Below are 15,913 nucleotides of genomic sequence, written 5' to 3'. Positions count from 1 at the left end.
GCCCCAAGCCTAGCCCTCCCCCCCAAAGGGCGCACCGGGCGCTTCCTTAAGCGAACCTAAAGGCAGGTAAAGGCCCACCAGGGCCCCGCCCCGGTTCTCCACCACCGCCCGCCCGCCGTGGGCCCGGGCCACCGCGGCCACCAGGGCCAGGCCCAGCCCCGTCCCCCGCCCCCCATGGGCAAAGGGCTGGAGGGCTTGGGGGAGGAGGCTTTCGGGAAACCCCAGGCCCGAGTCCAGGAGGCGGACCCAAACCCCCCCTTCCGCCTCCTCCAAAAAGGCCCGCACCGGCAGGGCCCCGTGGCGGCGGGAGTTTTCCAAAATGTTCTCCACCGCCAGGGCGAGGAGGTCGGGGTCGGCAAGGGCCCGCCCCTCCCCCTCCACCTCCAGGCCGAAGCCCTCCAGGAAGGCCTTGAGGTCCAGGGGCATCCGCCTAGGGGGATCGGCCTCGAGGCGCGCCAGGCGCAAAAGCCCCCCCATGACCCGCTCCATGCGTTCCAGGGCCCGCAAGGCCCCCTCCAAGGCCCTGGGCTCAGGGTGGCGCCTTAGGATCTCCAGGTGTCCCTTCAGGGCGGTGAGGGGGGTGCGGAGCTCGTGGGAGGCGTGCTGGGCGAAGCGCCGGGCCAAGGCCTCCTTTTCGGCAAGCTCCTTAAGGAGCCGGTCCACCTCCCGGAAAAGGCGGTTTAGGGCCTTCACCACGGGGCGAAGCTCCGCCACCTTTGGAGGTGGAAGGGGCTTGAGGTCTTCCGGGGAGCGGGCGGAAAGCTCCCCGGCCAAGGCGTCCAGGGGCCTTAAGGCCAGGCGCAGGCCCCAAACCCCAAGGAGGAAGACCAGGAGGAGGACCCCACTCCCCCAGGTGGCCCAAAGGAGGAGGAGCCTCCCCCTAAGCCCCGCCACCCCCTCCAGGGGCACCCAGAGGCCAAAGCCCCCTTCCCCCCAGGGCAGGGCCACCACCACGCCCCCCGCGTGCACCCCCTGGTAGGGCCGCCCCTCCCTTAGGGCCTGGAAGACGGCCTCCGGGAGCGGAGGGGGGCTCAGGTCGGTGAAGCGCACCCCCTCCCCCACCACGAACCCCACCCCGCCCCCAAAGGTCTGGGCCAGGCGCAAGAGCTCCAAAAGGAGGGCCTCCTCTCCCTCCAGCCCCTCCTCCTTGAGGAGGAAAAGGCGGGCGAGAAGGGCCCGCCTCAGGTCCTCGCTGGCCGCCCGTTCCGCCTCCTTGGCGGTGAGGAGGGCTAGGGGCAGGAGGAGGAGGGAGAAGAGGAGGAGGGAGAAGAGGAGGAGGGAGAAGAGGAGGAGGGAGAGGAGCCTAGCCCGAAGGGTCCTGAAGCCGGTAGCCATAGCCGCGCACCGTCTGGATGGGGTTCGGTTCCCCCAGGGCCTTCCGAAGCTGGGAGAGGTGGACCTCGAGGGTGGCGGGCTCCACCTCCTCCCCCCAGACCTTTAGCATCAAGGCCTCCTTGGAGAGAACCTCCCCCGGGGCCTCCAGGAAGGCCTTCAGGAGGAGGAAGGCCTTGGGGGAAAGGGATAAGCGCCGCTCCCCCCGGTAGGCCTCCATCGGCTTGGGGTAGAGGCGGAGGTCGCCCCAGGCCAAGACCTCCTCCCTCCGCCCCGCGCGGCGGTGGAGGGCCTCGAGGCGGGCGAGGAGCTCTGCGAGGCTATAGGGCTTCACCAGGTAGTCGTCTGCCCCCTCCTTTAGGCCCTTCACCCGCCACTCCACCGCGTCCAGGGCGGTGAGCATGAGGACGGGCACCTGGGAGCGGGCCCGGATCTCCCTTAAAAGGCCAAACCCATCCCCTTCCGGAAGGAGGATGTCCAGGACCACCACCTCCGCCCAGGAGAGGAGGTCCAGGGCCTCCTTGGGGCGCTTTGCGGCCCGCACCTCATGGCCTTCCAGGGAGAGGCCCAGGAGGAGGGCCTCCCGCACCCCGGGGTCGTCCTCCACCACCAAAACCCTCATGCCTTGGCCAACACCCCCACCTGCCATAGGGCCAGGCCCCTGAGAGGGGCGTAGACGGGCAGGGAGGGGAGAGGCTCGCCCTTGGGCAGGGCCAGGCGGTGGATCTTCTGCCCCCCCCGCCGGGCCACGTAGAGCACCCCCTGCCAGGGGAGGAGGTCCACCAAGGCCAGGGGGTCCTCCCCCTCCTCCCGCGGCAGTTCATAGGAGAAGAGGAGGGTGCCCGAGAAGTCCAGAACGCGGATCTTCTGGGCCTCGAGGTCGGCCAGGTAAAGCCGTTCCCCTTCCACCCCCACCCCCCCAAGGAGCCTCAGCTCCTGGCTTTCCCGGCCCTTGCGGAAGGCGTAGCGGGAGAGGTACTGGCCCCCTAGGGTAAGGCGCTGCACCTGGCGGTTGCCGTAGTCCAGAACGAAGAGGTGTTCCCGGGTGGCCACCAGGGCCTTGGGGTCTTGGAAGGTGCCCCGCCCCAGGCCCTGGCCCCCGAAGCGGGCCAGGTAGGTGCCGTCCGGGGCAAAGCGGGTGATGGTGGCGGTCTCCCCGTCCAGGACGAAAAGGCTCCCGTCGGCGAAGGCCAAGGCCACGGGGAAGAGGAGCTCCCCCGGCTTCATCCCATAAGGCCCGGCGGAAAGGAGGAGCCGCCTTTCCGGGGAAAAGCGGTGGAGGAGCTTGGCCCCGTGCTCAAAGACCGCCACCCAGATCCCCCCCTCCCCGTCCGCGGCCACGGCCAGGGGCGGGGCGGAGAAATGGCCGGGGGCGGAGCCGATGCCCGAGAGCATCCGGACCGGGGTGCCCTCGAGGCTCAGGAGGCGCACCGTGCCCTTCTTGGCCTCCACCGCCACCAGGAGGTAGTGGGGATGGGGCAGGCCCCTTTCCTCCTCCCAGGGGCCCTCCAGGGAGGCGATGACCTCATCCAGCGGAGGCCTTTTGGCCGGGTCTTTCTCCAGCATCCTCAGGACCAGGTCGGAAAGGCCCTGGGGGATCTCCGGGCGGAGCTGCTTGGGGGGGGTGGGCATCTGGAAGATCTGCTGGTGGATCACCGTTTCGTACCCCCCGGTGAAGGGAGGCTGGCCGGTGAGGGCCTCGTAGAGGACGATGCCTAGGGAATAGATGTCCGAGCGGTGGTCCAGCTTCTGCCCCTTGGCCTGCTCCGGACTCATGTAGACGGGGGTGCCGATGCGGGCCCCGGTGATGGTGAGGCGGGTTAAGACCTTCCCCGCGGCGATGCCGAAGTCCATGAGCCGAACCCCCCTGGGGTCCACCCCGTCCTCCTTGAGGGCCCCCTTCAGGACCATGATGTTCCCGGGCTTGATGTCCCGGTGGACGATGCCCTGGGCGTGGATGTGCTTCAGGGCATCCGCCACCCGGGCCAGGATGGCCGTGGCCTGGCGGAGGGTGAGGCGCCTCTCCTCAATGAGCTTGTCCAGCCCTTCCCCCTCCAGGAACTCCATGGCGATGTAGTGGACCCCCTCCATCTGCCCATAGTCGTAGACCTTGACGATGTTGGGGTGGTCCATACGGGCCAGGACCTCCGCCTCCCGGTGGAAGCGGCGCACAAAGCGGGGGTCCCCCACAAAGCGCTCCTGAGGCACCTTCAGGGCCACCAGGCGGCCCGTCTTCTTGTCCTTGGCCTTGTAGACCGTGGCCATCCCCCCTATGCCCACCTTCTCCAGGATCTCGTAGCGCTCGGAAAGGATCTGGGTTTCTTCGGAAGCGCCTGTGGGCCGCTTCTCCCGCCGGGGCGGCTTGGCCCTTCCCTTGGCCCCTCTCCTCCGAGGCAGGGCCAGCCTTGGAGCCAGGAGGAAGCCCAAGGGAAGGGCTAAGGCGGGAAGGAGGACCTCAGCCCTCGCCCCTAGGGCCCAAGCCCCCCCGGAAAGGAGGGCCAGGAGGACGAAGAGGGGGAAGGGGGAAAGGCGCACCGCCAAGGCGGCGGTCAGGAGGACCAAAAGAAGGGTCAGAAGAAAATGCATCACTCCACCCTCAGGGCCACGGCGGTGATGTTGTCGTCTCCGCCGCGGCGCAGCGCTTCCGCCAAAAGGGCCTCGAGGCTAGCCTGGAGGTCCCGGCCAAGCCGCCACTCCACCTCGGGCACCAGGCCGTAAAGGCCGTCCGTGGCCAGCACCACCCCCTCCCCTGGCGTGAGGCGCACGGGGATGAAGTCAAACCGGGCCTCGGGAAGCCCCAGGGCGCGGGTGAGGACATGGCGGTAGGGGTGGCGCTCCGCCTCGGTGCGCGTGAGGACCCCTTCCTTAAGCCTTTCTGCCACCCAGGAATGGTCCTCCGTGAGGCGCTTTAACCCCTTAGGGGTGAAGAGGTAGGCCCGGGAGTCCCCGATGTGGCCCACCACCCCCTCCTTGAGCCAGTCCGCGTAGAGGAAGGCGGTGAGGGTGGTGCCCATCCCCCCCCGCCCCCTAGCCTCCGCCTCCTTCTCCACCCGTCGCTGGGCCAAGAGGAAGGCCTTTTCCACCACCCGGTCCAGGCCCACCGCGGGCCGGCCCCCCTTCAGGTGCTCCGCGTAGGCCCTGACCGCCTCGCTTAAGGCCTCTATGGCCACCTTGCTGGCCCATTCGCCCGCCTCGAGGCCCCCCATCCCATCCGCCACCGCCAGGAGGAGGAGGTTCCCCGGGGGCACCTCGTAGCGCAGGATGCGGTGGAAGTCCTCGTTGTTCTGCCGACGGCCCACGTGGGACACCGCGGCCAGGACCATGCGGGGCGCAAGGCGCATCAGGCCCATTATAGGATGAAAGGGTGGAGCACCTCGCGGACCTGGTGGACCTCTACGAGTACCGGGTGGAGGACCTCCTGGCGGGCCGCACCCCCAAAGGGGGGAAGGGGGCCTTCTTGAAGCTCCGCACTCTTCTGGCCCAAGCCCGCCTCCCCGGCCCCTTGGCCAAGCGCTTCCGCCAAGCGGATGCCCGTTACCGGGCCCTGCGCAAGAAGGAGGCAGCCCCACCCCCACCCCCCCCCGAGCTCCCCACCCTGGAGGCCATGCCGGTGGAGGCCCCCAAAGAGGAAAGCCCCCTGAAAGCCCTGGCCCTTAAGGTCTGGCGGCTCCTTGCGGAGCGCGAGGTGCGGGTGCGGGCCAAGGAACTCCTTGGGGGCAGGCGGGAGGAGTTGCGCCTCATCCACGCCTTCTTGCAGAACTTTCTGGAATACAGGGAAAACCCTGGGTTCAAGCGGGACTTCAACCTCTCCCGCTTCACCCCCACCCACCCCATCCCCTCCCTTTCCGACACCTTGGTGGACCTGGACGACCCCAAGGTGGCCGAGGCTCTCCTCCTGGAGTTCCTGGAAACCGCCCTCCACCTCCCCGAGCACCTCCTCCTCCCCCCGGAGGAGACCAGGGCCTACGTGCGCCGCTTCCTCATGCGGATCCTGGAGTGGGACGGGGCCTACGGCCTTCCCCCCAAACGCGACCTTTTGGCCCTCCGCCGGGCCCTGGAGGAGGCCCGGCGCCTCGGGGCCACGAAGGCCGAGGTGGCCCGCTTGGAGGAGCGGCTTAAGCGGGAGGCCCAGGAGGAGAGGCGTCGAGAACTCCTCTTAGAGGAGGAGCGGGGCCGCTTCCGGGTGGCCATGGAGAAGGTTCTGACCCTCCTTAACCTCCTCCCCACCCCCCAAGGGGAAAACCCCTGGCCCCGGGTGCCGGAGGTGGGCGTGGTGGAGGAAAACCTGGCCACCCTTCCCCTCCGCCCCGGGCGGATCCAGCTAGGGCCTTTGGTCCTCACCCTGGCCCAGGCGGAAGGGGCCTGGCACCTGGGGCTTGGGGGGGAGGACCGGCCCCTGGAGGACACCCTGGTCCTCCCCTTTGAGGACCTGGAGGTTTGGGCGGTGCGGCAAGGGGAGGTGGTCCACCTGAGGCTGGAGGCCCGAAGCGGCCTCAGGCTCTACGAGCTCCTCTCCGAGGGGCGCGTCTTGGCCCTCCTCCTGAACCCAGGAAAGGACTACGCGCACCTTCGCCTTCTCCGGGCCCTTTCCGCCCGGCTTAAAGGGGAGTTCCGCCCAGAGGCCTTCGGGCGGGAGCTGGCCGAGAAGTACCGGCAGGCCCCCCCTGAGGCCCTCCAGGACTTTACCCGCAAAGGGCTGGAACTGACCCTAAAGCGGCTTGGACCCCAAGACCCCACGCCCTTTCTCCTGGAGGTGGGGGAGGCCTTGGGGCTTAAAGGGGAGGCCGAGGCCCTGGCGGTCGCCCTCAAGGACTACCTGGGCCGCCGCCCCCCCACCCGGGAAACCCTAGGCGGGGAGGTCCACCTCCTGGCCCTCACCCCCGAACCCCAGGCCCTCCGGTTGGGCCAGACCGTCCTTTCCCTGAGGCTCAAGGAGGACGCCGTCTACGTGGGCCAGGCGGGGGAGGTGCCCAGGAAGGTGGCTGACCTCCTGGTCTACCCCACGGAGGAGGGGACCCTGGTGTTGGCCCGGGAGGGGGGACGGGTGGCCTACCTGGTCTTGGCCTAAGGTTTGCTATACTGGGTAGGAATATGAAAGTTTTACGGCATCCCGCCTTTTTCCACCTGGCTCTAGCCTATCTGGTCTCCCAGGCGGGAAGCAAGGTCCACCGGGTAGCCCTTTTGGTCCTGGTCTACCTCCTCACGGAAAACGCCCTTTGGGTCTCCCTCACCCTGGGGGTGCAGCTCCTTGGAACCGTGGTCTTCTCCCCCCTCCTCTCCGCCTGGGCCGACACCCAGGACCGAAAGACCCTCCTGGTCTGGTCCGACCTCCTAAGGGCCCCCCTGGTGGCCCTCATCCCCCTTCTCGGGGCCAAAAGCCTCCCTTTTCTCCTCCTCCTGGTTTTCCTCATGGAGCTCCTAAGGGACCTCCACGACCCCATCCAGAACGCCGCCATCCCCGACCTGGTGCCGGAGGAGTCGGTGGACGAGGCCAACGGGCTGGTCCTCCTCGTGGAAAGGCTCTCGGAGGTGCTCTTCGTGGGGGCCGCGGGGGCGCTGGTGGCCCTGGTGGGGCCGGCCTTTGCCTTTTACCTGGACGCCCTCACCTACCTCCTCTCCGGGCTCATCCTCCGGGGCCTGCCCCCTTTGAAGCCCAAGGCCAAACCCGCCCTCCCCTTTTTCGCCCGGGTGAAGGAGGGCCTAGGCCACCTGGCCCGCCACCCCGCCATCCGCCGCGCCGTGGGCACCCTCTTCATGGCCGCGGCCTTCGGCTCGGTGGAAACCGCCTTGGGGGTGGTCCTGGCCCTCAAGTGGCTGGGGGTGGGGGCGGCGGGGTTTGGGGTCATGGAGGCGGCCATGGCCCTGGGGGCCATTCTGGGCACCCTGGTGGTCCCCTGGCTCACCCAGAGGATGCCCCGGGAAAGGCTCTTTCTCTATGGCCTCCTGGCCTTTGGAATCCTGGAGGCCTCGGTGGGTGCCTTCCCTGTCTTCTCCTGGGTTCTGGTGGCCTTCTTCCTGGGGGGCTGACCAACATCGCCTTCATCGTCCCCGCCCGCTCCATCCTCCAGCTCAACACCCCGCAGGAGATGCGGGGGCGGATCTTCGCCGCCTTCAGCGCGGTGATGAACGGGGCGGTCCTCATCGGCACCATGCTGGGCGGGGCCTTGGAAGGCCCCATGGGCGCCCCCAGGGTCTTCCTCCTGGCCGGGGCCATGGTGAGCCTGGCTGCCCTTTACGCCCTCCTCACCGGGGGCATCCCCGCGCCCAAGAAGGCGGAAGCCTAGCCCTCCTTTAGCCAGCGGGCAGCCTCGAGGGCGTAGTAGGTGAGGATGCCTTGCGCCCCCGCGCGGCGGAGGGCGTAGAGGGCTTCCAAAACCGCCCGCCTTTCCTCCAGGTACCCCGCCAGGGCCGCGGTCTTCAGCATGGCGTACTCCCCGGAAACCTGGTAGGCGAAAAGGGGCTTGGCCACCCGGTCCCTAAGGGCAAAGAGCACGTCCAGGTAGGGCAGGGCGGGCTTGACCATGAGGAGGTCCGCCCCCTCCTGGTCGTCCAGGTGGGCCTCCCTTAGGGCGTCCCAAAGGCCCGCCCTGGGGTCCATCTGGTACCCCGAGCGGTCCCCAAACTGAGGGGCGCTGGCCGCGGCCTCCCGGAAGGGACCATAGAAGGCGGAGGCGTACTTCACCGCGTAGGAAAGGATGGGCACGTGGGCGTACCCACCCCGGTCCAGGGCCTCCCGGATGGCCCGCACCTGGCCATCCATCATGGCGCTAGGGGCCACCACGTCCGCCCCGGCCTGGGCCTGGGAAAGGGCGGTCTGGGCCAAAAGCTCCAAGGTGGCGTCGTTGTCCACGTAAAACCCCAAGGGACCTTGGCCCACCACCCCGCAGTGCCCGTGGTCCGTGTACTCGCAAAGGCAGGTGTCGGCGATGAGGAGGAGCTCGGGGAAGACCCCCTTGAGGAGGCGTAGGGCCTTCTGCACCACCCCGTCCTCCGCGTAGGCCCCATGCCCCAGGGGGTCCTTGGCGCTTTCGGATAGGACCCCAAAGAGGATCACCCCCCCAAGCCCCGCCTTTAGGGCTTCCTCCGCCACCTGGGGGAGGTCCTTAAGGGGGTAGCGGAAGACCCCAGGCATGGAGGGGATGGGCTCCTTCTCCCCCTCCTCTTTGACGAAGAGGGGGAGGATAAGGTGACGGGGAGTAAGCTCCACCTCGGCCACCAGGGGCCGAAGGAGGGGGGAGCGCAAGCGGCGCGGCCGTTCCATGCCTCCACTATACTGTCGGGAGGAGGCGAGGCATGAACCTGCAGAAACTCCTTAAGGAAGCGCAAAAGGCCCAGAAGAAGGCCGCCGAGATCCAGGAAAAGCTGGAGGGGATGGTGGTCACGGGCTCGGCCCAGGGGCTTATAGAGGTGGACGCCAACGGGCACGGGCGCATTCTCCGGGTGCGGGTCAAGCCCGAGGCCCTAAAGGCCTTTGGAGAGGATCCGGAGGGCCTGGAAGACCTCCTCCTGGTGGCCATCCAGGATGCCCAGAAGAAGGCCCACGAGCTTTCGGAAAAGGAAATGGCCCGGGAGCTTGGGGGGGTAGGCCAGGCCTTGGGGAAGCTCTTCTAAGCGCGCCGCTCAGGCCTTGGTTCCAAACGCCCCCTTTCCTTAAGGCCTCATAGGGATTCTTCACCGAGAGGGCACCCAGATGCGCTACCCGGAAAGCCTCCTCAAGCTCGCCCGTGCCCTGGCCCGCCTGCCCGGCGTCGGCCCCAAGACTGCCCAGAAGCTCTCCCTCTTCCTGGCCTACCACAAGGAAGAAGCCGAGGCCCTGCGGGAGGCCCTGGAAGGGCTTAGGGCCCTGGGGGTCTGCCGGGTGTGCGGCAACCTGGCGGAGGGGGAGCTCTGCCCCATCTGCCAGGATGAGGGCCGCGACCGCAAGGTCATCGCCGTGGTGGAGACCGTGGCCGACCTCTACGCCCTGGAGCGGAGCGGGGAGTTCCGGGGGCTTTACCACGTCCTAGGAGGGGCCTTGAACCCGCTGGAGGGGGTAGGCCCCCAGGCCCTAAACCTGGAAGGGCTCTTCCAGCGGCTTGAGGGGGTGGAGGAGGTGGTCTTGGCCACCTCCATGACCGTGGAGGGGGAGGCCACCGCGCTTTACCTGGCGGAGGAGCTCAAGAAACGGGGGGTCAAGGTGAGCCGCCCCGCCTATGGCCTCCCCGTGGGGGGCAGCCTGGAGTACGCGGACGAGGTCACCCTGGGAAAGGCCCTGGAGGGGCGGAGGCCCCTCTAAGCACCCCACCGAGGCTTGCGCCTCGGTGGGGGCCCCAGAAAAACCATGGAAGAGGTTCTCCAAACCCTGCTGGACCGGGTGGAAGGGGCCTGGGCAGCGGCCTTGGGCACCCTGGACGGCCTTCTGGTGGAAGGGGTGCGGAGGAGGCGGGTGGATCTGGAAGCCGCCATCGCTGAGCACGCGGCCCTCTTGCGCCAGGCAGGGCGGGCCTACGCCCAAAGCCTGGGTAGCCCCTGGGTGGAGGAGCTCCTGGTCCACGGGGGGCATGTGGTAGGCTATGCCAGGATGGTCAGGGGTGGACCGAACCCGAACATGGGGGATCTCTTCCTGCTCCTCCTCCTCCCCCCCGAGGCCAACCTGGGCCAGGCCCGGCTCCTCTCGGAGCGGGCGGCGGAGCGCATCTTGGAGGCGGCATGGCGTACCTGGAAGGCCTAGCCCCTTTTGGGGTGAAGCGGGCGGTGCTCACCGGGCTGGACGGGTTGGTCATAGAGGCCCTGGGCCGGGGCGCCCCCAGCGCGGAGGTGCTGGCCGCGGAACTGGCCTCCCTTGTGCGCCACATGGCCCCCTTGGCAGAGGCCCTGGGAGGGGAGGTGCGCCGCTTCACCCTGGCCACGGAGGACCAGGAGGTCCTGGCGGTAAGGGTAGGGGGGTACGTGCTAGGGGCGGTGATTGAGCGGGGTATGGACCGAAAGGCCATCGGCAACGAGCTCTCCCGCATCGCCCTGCGCCTTTCGGAGCTATAGGAGGTAAGGGGTGGAGGAAGCCCTAAGGGAGCTCAAGGCCATCCGGGGGGTGCAGGCGGTGGCCCTCCTCTCGGAGGACGGGTTCGTGGTGGAGGAGCTTAAGGAAGAGGGGGCCCCGGAGGCGGACCTCCTCTCCGCCCGGGCGGCCACCGTGCTCGGCACCGCCAAGGCCCTGGGCCAGGCCCTGGGCCAGGAGGGGGTGGAGGAGCTCATGGTAGAGTACCCCGAGGGCACCTTGCTTCTCGTGCCCCTTGCCGGCCACCACCTGCTCCTCTTCCTGGACGGGATGCGGAGCCTGGGCCGGGCGCGGCTGGGCCTGAAAAAGGCCCTACCCAAGATTGAGGAGGCCCTATGACGGAGATGAAGCTGGACATCAACATAGACAAGGACACGGCCCTGGGCCGCTACACCAACCTGGCCCTCATCGCCCACACCAAGAACGAGTTCATCCTGGACTTTGCCCTTCTCCAGCCCCAAGGGGGGGCCATCGTGGTGAGCCGGATCATCACCAGCCCACAGCACGCCAAGGCCCTCCTCCGGAGCCTGGCGGAGAACATCGCCCGCTACGAGGAGGCCTTCGGCCCCATCCCCGAGCCCATCGCGGAAGGGCAGGCCTAAGTACCCCCACCGAACGCTCCCTTAGGTGGGGGCCCCAGCGCCTAAACCACCTGGTAGCCGAAGCGCCCGCCTAGAACCCCTAGGGCCTCTAGGCGGTCTTCCGCTTCTTCCCGGGAGGTGGGAAGGCCCTCCTCCAGGAGGTAGAGGAGGCTCGCAAGCTCGCCTAGGAGGAGGAAGCCGTACCGCCTCCTCTCCTCCTCCCAAAGCCGTTCCATGGCCATGCGGGCCATGCGGTGGGGCACCCTTAGGTGGTGGCCGGGGCCGTGATGGGGCTTGGGCGCGGGGTGGGGGTTTCCCGGCTCGCAGTAGCGGGGGTCCTCGTCGGTGAGGAGGCCGCGACAGGCCAGGGGGCGGTGGGCATAGACCCCGCAAAGCCCCCCTTCCAAAAGGGGGCAGGGCCGCCTTTGGAGGAAGAAGCGCTCCGGGAAGCGGGGGTTGTCCTTGGCTTCCTTAAGGAAGGCGAGGCGCCAGGCCCCTTCCGCCCGCACCCTCGCCCGCTGGGCCTCCGTGAGGTGGGGGAGGAGGGCTTGGGCCTCGAGGCGGGAAAGGGTCACCCAGCCGTGGCAGCAGGCGAAGCAGCCCGGCCGGCAGGAGACCCCAAGCCCCTTCCAGGCCAGGAAATCCCGGATGGCCTCGTCCAAAGCTCCCGCCTCCCGCTCAAAGGCCTCCACGAGGAGTAGAGTAAGGGTATGCCCGCGCCCTTTCTAGAACCCCTGGAGCCGGGGGTGCCCCCGGCGGTGTCCGCCTGGATCAAGGGGCTTAAGGAAGTGGAGGCCCACCTGGAAGGGTGGGCCTTTGGCCTTCCCGAGGAGGCCTTTTGGTGGCGGCCCAAGGAGGGCCTTAACCCCATCGGGGGCCTGGCGCGCCACATCGCGGGAAGCTCCCTGCGCCTAGCCTCCTACGCCCTTCCCCTCGCCCTACCCGACTGGGCAAGACGGGGCCGGGAGTGGGAGCTTTTGGGCGAGCCCGAGCCCAAGGAGGAGGTGGTGGCCCGCTTCTGGGAGGCCTGGGAAGCCATCCTGGGGGCCCTAAAGGGGGTGAAGGAGGAAGACCTTCCCGTCCCCGTGCGGGTGGGAAGCCAGGGGGTGGAAACCCCCAGGGTCCACGTCCTCCACCACCTGGTGGAGCACGCCCAGCACCACGCGGGCCAGGTGATCTACGCCCGCAAGCTTTGGGGTTAGGATAGAAGCATGGAACGCATCGGCCTGCGCGCAGCGCCCAGGCTTTCCCTCGAGGCCCTAAAGGAAGCCCTCCGGGGCCTGAGGCTTCCTGAGACTAAGGTCTACCTCATCACCGACTGGCAGGACCGGAGGGAAAAGGCCCGCTACGCCCTCCTCCTCCACGGCAAGAAGGACCTCCTGGTGCCCGACGCCTTTGGCCCCGCCTTCCCCGGAGGAGAGGAGGCCCTGGCGGAGGCCATCCGGCTTTTGGAGGCAGGGGGTGCGCGCAAGTTCTACGAGGCGGTGGTAGCCCCGGGGGAGCTCACCGCCCTCCTCAGCCTGCCCTCGGAAGAGCTCCTCAAGCGGGTCCAGACGGTGGCCAACCCTGCGGACCCCGCCCTCTACCGCCGGGCGGCCTAAGCGTAGAGGGCCCTAAGCTGGGCCGCCGCCTCCACTAGAGAGGGAAGGCGGCCTAGGTCCACCCCCGTGGCGAAGCCCTTCTCCTCCAGGTAGGGCAGGAGGAGCTCGGTGGGGAGGTTGCCCACCAGCTCATCCCCCGCAAAAGGACACCCCCCCACCCCCGCCAGGGCTCCCTCCAGCCAAAAGATGCCAGCCTCGAGGGCGGCCTCCGCCTTCCCGAGGGCCTCCTCCCTCCTGGCGTGGAGGTGGGCCCCGATCCCCTGGGGGCCAAAGCGCCCCACCACCGCCCTCAAAACCTCCCCTATCCGCCCCGCATCCGCCACCCCGTAGGTGTCCGCTAGGGCGATCTCCCGCACCCCGAGGGCCCTAAGGCGGGCCACCGCCTCCAGGACCAAGGCCACATCCCAAGGATCCCCATAGGGGTTGCCGAAGGCCATGGAGAGGTAGACCACGAGGCCGAGCCGGCCCTCCACCGCCTTTACCATGGCCTCCACCAGAGGCCAGGACTCCTCCAGGCCGCGGTTGGTGTTCCGTCTTTGGAAGGTCTCCGAGAGGGAAAGGGGGTAGCCCACGTGGGTGAGGTTGGGGGCCTTAAGCGCCCGCTCTAGGCCCTTCTCGTTGGCCACGATGGCCAAGTAGGTCCGGCCCTCGGGAGGGGGAAGGGCCCTTAAGACCGCCTCCGCGTCCGCCATCTGGGGCACCCACTTGGGGGAAACGAAGCTCGTAAGGTCCAGGTGGCGGAAGCCCGCCTCCAAAAGGGCCTTCAGGAAGGCCACCTTCTCCTCCGTGGGGATAGGGCGGCGAAAGCCCTGCCAGGCATCCCGGGGGCACTCCACAAAGCGGATCATCGTCCCTCCAAAAGGCCACGGGCGTGGGCCAAGGCGGCCTCGGTGTACTGGCCGGAAAGGAGGCGGGCGAGCTCCCGCACCCTGGCCTCCCCTTCCATCCGCTCCACCCGCACCCCCTCCCCCTCCTTCACCACCCGGAAGTGGCGGTCCGCTTTGGCGGCGATCTGGGGAAGGTGGGTCACCACCAGCACCTGGCGGCTTTGGGCCAGGCGGGCCAGGCGCTCGGCCACCCGCCAGGCGGCCTCCCCCCCAAGCCCCGCGTCCACCTCGTCCAGGACCACCGTGGGGGCCTCGGCCCCCGTGAGAAGGGCCAGGGCCAGGGCCAGGCGGGCCAGTTCCCCCCCGCTCGCCCCCGAAAGGGGCCCCGGGGGCAGGTGGGGGTTGGCGGAGAAACGGGAGGCCACCTCCTCCAGCCCCGAAGGCCCCGGGGCGGGGAGGGGGATGAGGTCCACCCGGAAGCGGGCCTGGGGCAGGCCGAGGACGGCGAGCTCCTCCTCCATGGCCCCTTCCAGCCGCCTGGCTGCCTCCTCCCGGGCCCGGCCCAGGGCCGCCCCCCTTTCCTCCACCTCGGCCCAGGCCGCCCCTAGGGCCTCTTCCAGCGCCCAAAGCCTCTCCTCTCCCCCCTCCAGGCCCTTAAGCTCCTCTTCCAGCCGCTTGGCGTGGGCCAGGACCTCCTCCAGGGTGGGGCCGTACTTGCGCTTTAGGCGTTCCAGGAGGGCAAGCCTGGCCTCCAGGGCCTCGAGGCGGGCCGGGTCGGCCTCCAGGCCCTCCAGGTAGGCCTCCAGTTCCCGGGCCACCGCCCGCACCGCCCCCAAGGCCCCTTCCAGGTCCTGGAGAAGGGGGTTTAGGCCGGCGTCCACCCGGGCCGCGGCCTGAAGCTCCCGCACCGCCTGGGCTACGAGGTCCGCCCCACCCTCCTCCGCCAAGAGGGCGTAGGCCCGCCCCGCCTTGGCCCTTAGGGTCTCCAGATGGCGCAGGCGGCGGGCCTCCCCCTCCAGGGCCTCGTCCTCCCCGGGGGTGGGCCTAGCCTCCCGGATCTCCTTAAGCTGGAAGCGGAGGAGGTCCTCCCGCTCCGCCCTTTGCCGCAGGGCCCTTTCCAGGGCCTCCTTCTCCGAAAGGAGGGCCCGGTGGCGGGCGTAGGCCGCCCGGTAGCCCTCCTTGAGGGCCGGGTCCAGGAGGGCGTCTAGAGCCTCCTCCTGCCGCTTGGGACGGAGGAGGGCTAAGGCGGTGTGCTGGGCGTGGAGGGAAACCCAGCGCTCGGCCTCCTCGGCAAGCTCCCTTAGACTCACCACCTCCCCGTCTATCCGGGGGGTGGAGCGGGCCCCCACCCGGCGGGACAAGACCCGCTCCTCCCCTTCCCCCTGGAAGAAAGCGGTGACCAGGAGGCTATCCCCGAAAGGCCCTATAAGCCCCTCGGGCTTTCCCCCAAGGAGAAGGGCTAAGGCGTCCACGAAGAGGCTCTTCCCCGCCCCCGTCTCCCCGGTGAGGACGTTGAGGCCGGGGGCTAGGTCCAAGGCGGCCTCGCGGAGGACGGCGAGGTTTTGCACCTCGAGGCGGCGGAGCATCCGCCTTCCATTCTAAAGGTCCTGAGGGCCCCAAGGGTGCAGCGGTCCCACGGATTTTCCGCTGTTCCTGAAGGTATGCCCACCCCCTCATCCTCTCCCGAAGGAGCCAGCTCACCCTCCCCAAGGAGGTGCGGGAAAGGCCTGGCCTCGAGGCTGGGGATGTCCTCCTACGGGTGGAAGGGGGTAAGATCGTCTTGGAACCTGCCCTTCTCCTCAGCTACGAGATGTACACCGAGGAGCACCTAGAGGATTTCCAGAAGACCGCAGAGGTTAGCCCAGAGGAGCTTGCGGAGTTCCGACGGGCCTGGGACTTGGAGTGAAGGTTTTTCTGGACGCCAATATCCTCTTCTCCATGGCCCTAGGAGGACCGGTGTTCTCCACCTCAAAACTTGCACCTCCCGCATAGCCTGCATAAACACCCATCCCCCCCTCCTCCCCCCGGGGGCCATGGCCCTAGGGCATGGAGCTCCCGCAAAAGCCCCAGACCACCCGCTCGAGCAGCAAAAGACGGGCCGCCCACCCCGCACCCCCATGTCCTCTAGCCTTACCCCCGCCCTGGTCCTCCGGTCCCGGCGCACCCCCACCATGGCCTCCAGGCCCATCCCCCTGACCCCAAAGAGGAAGGGGAGGGTGCCGAAGGCAGCGTCGGCCACCACCCGGAGGCGGAAGGCCTTGGCGAGCCATGGGGGCAGGGTGGCCAGGAGGCGGAGGGCCAGGAGGGAGAGGCTTTTCTCCCCCTTGCCCCGCCACAGGCGGTAGGCCCAGGGGATGCGCCTACTTTCCCCGGAGGGGAAACACATTTGCGTGAGCAAGAGGTCCCCGTAGACGAGGTAGAGCACCACCAGGTGGGGTCGTGTCAAGATTTATGTGTAAGCGTCTGTGTACGGGGGGCATACCTTTCCCGAAGCATCCCTTCCAACACCTCCTGCACCTCGGCAAAACCCTTCAACCA

General features: G+C 68.7%; 18 protein-coding genes and 2 pseudogenes. 11 read left to right on the top strand and 9 right to left on the bottom strand.

Translation table 11 applies throughout. From position 1 onward, the window contains the following. Positions 1-9 precede the first annotated feature (9 nt). The 4 genes from WKI94_RS03360 to WKI94_RS03345 are packed head-to-tail and all read right to left on the bottom strand — an operon-like array spanning position 10 to position 4,673. A complete protein-coding gene (locus WKI94_RS03360; RefSeq protein ID WP_337844364.1) occupies positions 10-1,335 on the bottom strand; it encodes a HAMP domain-containing sensor histidine kinase in 1,326 nt (441 codons plus the stop codon). Then, a complete protein-coding gene (locus WKI94_RS03355; protein WP_337844363.1) occupies positions 1,304-1,954 on the bottom strand; it encodes a response regulator transcription factor in 651 nt (216 codons plus the stop codon). Before WKI94_RS03355 ends, WKI94_RS03360 begins: the two co-directional genes overlap by 32 nt. Next, the gene (locus WKI94_RS03350) at positions 1,951-3,918 is read right to left on the bottom strand and encodes a protein kinase (protein ID WP_337844362.1); all 1,968 of its coding nucleotides are present in this window, start codon (positions 3,916-3,918) and stop codon (positions 1,951-1,953) included. The genes WKI94_RS03355 and WKI94_RS03350 overlap by 4 nt, the downstream gene beginning before the upstream one ends. Continuing rightward, entirely contained in the window at positions 3,918-4,673 is a 756-nt protein-coding gene (locus tag WKI94_RS03345) for a protein phosphatase 2C domain-containing protein (RefSeq protein WP_337844361.1), read from the bottom strand. The genes WKI94_RS03350 and WKI94_RS03345 overlap by 1 nt, the downstream gene beginning before the upstream one ends. Before the next feature lie 23 nt (positions 4,674-4,696). On the opposite strand from WKI94_RS03345, the gene WKI94_RS03340 reads away from it, so the two are divergent. Both WKI94_RS03340 and WKI94_RS03335 read left to right on the top strand, forming a co-directional pair. Further along, positions 4,697-6,400 (top strand): hypothetical protein, encoded by a 1,704-nt coding sequence (locus tag WKI94_RS03340; protein ID WP_337844360.1) that lies wholly within the window; start codon positions 4,697-4,699, stop codon positions 6,398-6,400. 23 nt (positions 6,401-6,423) lie between these two features. Continuing rightward, positions 6,424-7,616, top strand: a pseudogene (locus WKI94_RS03335) (MFS transporter). Here WKI94_RS03335 and hemB read toward each other — a convergent pair. Next, positions 7,613-8,593 carry a porphobilinogen synthase gene (hemB, locus tag WKI94_RS03330; protein WP_337844359.1) on the bottom strand — a complete coding sequence of 327 codons (981 nt, stop codon included), beginning with the start codon at positions 8,591-8,593 and terminating at the stop codon, positions 7,613-7,615. The pseudogene WKI94_RS03335 and the gene hemB sit on opposite strands and share 4 nt — an antisense overlap. Before the next feature lie 32 nt (positions 8,594-8,625). Here hemB and WKI94_RS03325 point away from each other — a divergent pair, with 32 nt between their 5' ends. The 6 genes from WKI94_RS03325 to WKI94_RS03300 all read left to right on the top strand — a co-directional run bounded on the left by WKI94_RS03325 (position 8,626) and on the right by WKI94_RS03300 (position 10,968). Next, positions 8,626-8,943 carry a YbaB/EbfC family nucleoid-associated protein gene (locus WKI94_RS03325; RefSeq protein ID WP_337844358.1) on the top strand — a complete coding sequence of 106 codons (318 nt, stop codon included), beginning with the start codon at positions 8,626-8,628 and terminating at the stop codon, positions 8,941-8,943. A gap of 79 nt (positions 8,944-9,022) precedes the next feature. Beyond that, on the top strand, positions 9,023-9,607 hold the full coding sequence (recR, locus tag WKI94_RS03320) for a recombination mediator RecR (RefSeq protein ID WP_337844357.1): 585 nt from the start codon (positions 9,023-9,025) through the stop codon (positions 9,605-9,607). Positions 9,608-9,652: 45 nt separating this feature from the next. Then, positions 9,653-10,042: a hypothetical protein gene (locus tag WKI94_RS03315; protein ID WP_337844356.1), complete on the top strand. Its 390-nt coding sequence runs from the start codon at positions 9,653-9,655 to the stop codon at positions 10,040-10,042. Next, complete coding sequence (locus tag WKI94_RS03310; RefSeq protein WP_337844355.1) at positions 10,021-10,350, top strand: roadblock/LC7 domain-containing protein; 330 nt, start codon at positions 10,021-10,023, stop codon at positions 10,348-10,350. The genes WKI94_RS03315 and WKI94_RS03310 overlap by 22 nt, the downstream gene beginning before the upstream one ends. A gap of 10 nt (positions 10,351-10,360) precedes the next feature. Further along, positions 10,361-10,705 carry a roadblock/LC7 domain-containing protein gene (locus WKI94_RS03305; protein ID WP_337844354.1) on the top strand — a complete coding sequence of 115 codons (345 nt, stop codon included), beginning with the start codon at positions 10,361-10,363 and terminating at the stop codon, positions 10,703-10,705. Then, a complete protein-coding gene (locus tag WKI94_RS03300; protein ID WP_337844353.1) occupies positions 10,702-10,968 on the top strand; it encodes a DUF3467 domain-containing protein in 267 nt (88 codons plus the stop codon). Before WKI94_RS03305 ends, WKI94_RS03300 begins: the two co-directional genes overlap by 4 nt. Positions 10,969-11,009: 41 nt before the next feature. Here WKI94_RS03300 and WKI94_RS03295 read toward each other — a convergent pair whose 3' ends face one another. Beyond that, a complete protein-coding gene (locus WKI94_RS03295; RefSeq protein ID WP_337844352.1) occupies positions 11,010-11,639 on the bottom strand; it encodes a YkgJ family cysteine cluster protein in 630 nt (209 codons plus the stop codon). Positions 11,640-11,657: 18 nt separating this feature from the next. On the opposite strand from WKI94_RS03295, the gene WKI94_RS03290 reads away from it, so the two are divergent. Together WKI94_RS03290 and WKI94_RS03285 are read left to right on the top strand one after the other, a co-directional pair. Next, the gene (locus WKI94_RS03290; RefSeq protein ID WP_337844351.1) at positions 11,658-12,149 is read left to right on the top strand and encodes a DinB family protein; all 492 of its coding nucleotides are present in this window, start codon (positions 11,658-11,660) and stop codon (positions 12,147-12,149) included. A gap of 9 nt (positions 12,150-12,158) precedes the next feature. Further along, a complete protein-coding gene (locus WKI94_RS03285; protein ID WP_337844350.1) occupies positions 12,159-12,548 on the top strand; it encodes a DUF3197 domain-containing protein in 390 nt (129 codons plus the stop codon). On the opposite strand, the gene WKI94_RS03280 is transcribed toward WKI94_RS03285, so the two are convergent. Together WKI94_RS03280 and WKI94_RS03275 are read right to left on the bottom strand one after the other, a co-directional pair. After that, complete coding sequence (locus WKI94_RS03280) at positions 12,545-13,396, bottom strand: hydroxymethylglutaryl-CoA lyase (protein ID WP_337844349.1); 852 nt, start codon at positions 13,394-13,396, stop codon at positions 12,545-12,547. The two genes, WKI94_RS03285 and WKI94_RS03280, sit on opposite strands and share 4 nt — an antisense overlap. Next, positions 13,393-14,961: a DNA repair protein RecN gene (locus WKI94_RS03275; RefSeq protein WP_337844348.1), complete on the bottom strand. Its 1,569-nt coding sequence runs from the start codon at positions 14,959-14,961 to the stop codon at positions 13,393-13,395. Before WKI94_RS03275 ends, WKI94_RS03280 begins: the two co-directional genes overlap by 4 nt. An 89-nt stretch (positions 14,962-15,050) precedes the next feature. Between WKI94_RS03275 and WKI94_RS03270 the strand changes: the two genes are divergently transcribed. Next, positions 15,051-15,281 (top strand): AbrB/MazE/SpoVT family DNA-binding domain-containing protein, encoded by a 231-nt coding sequence (locus WKI94_RS03270; protein WP_337844388.1) that lies wholly within the window; start codon positions 15,051-15,053, stop codon positions 15,279-15,281. 192 nt (positions 15,282-15,473) lie between these two features. Here the strand turns inward: WKI94_RS03270 and WKI94_RS03265 are convergent. Beyond that, a pseudogene (locus tag WKI94_RS03265) lies at positions 15,474-15,734 on the bottom strand (transposase); the annotation flags it as partial. Positions 15,735-15,913 lie beyond the last annotated feature (179 nt).

The organism is Thermus sp., from assembly GCF_037444525.1.
In the GTDB taxonomy this organism is placed as follows: domain Bacteria; phylum Deinococcota; class Deinococci; order Deinococcales; family Thermaceae; genus Thermus.
Note: the sequence above shows the minus strand (reverse complement) of the source record. Positions and strands in the feature narration are given on the sequence as shown.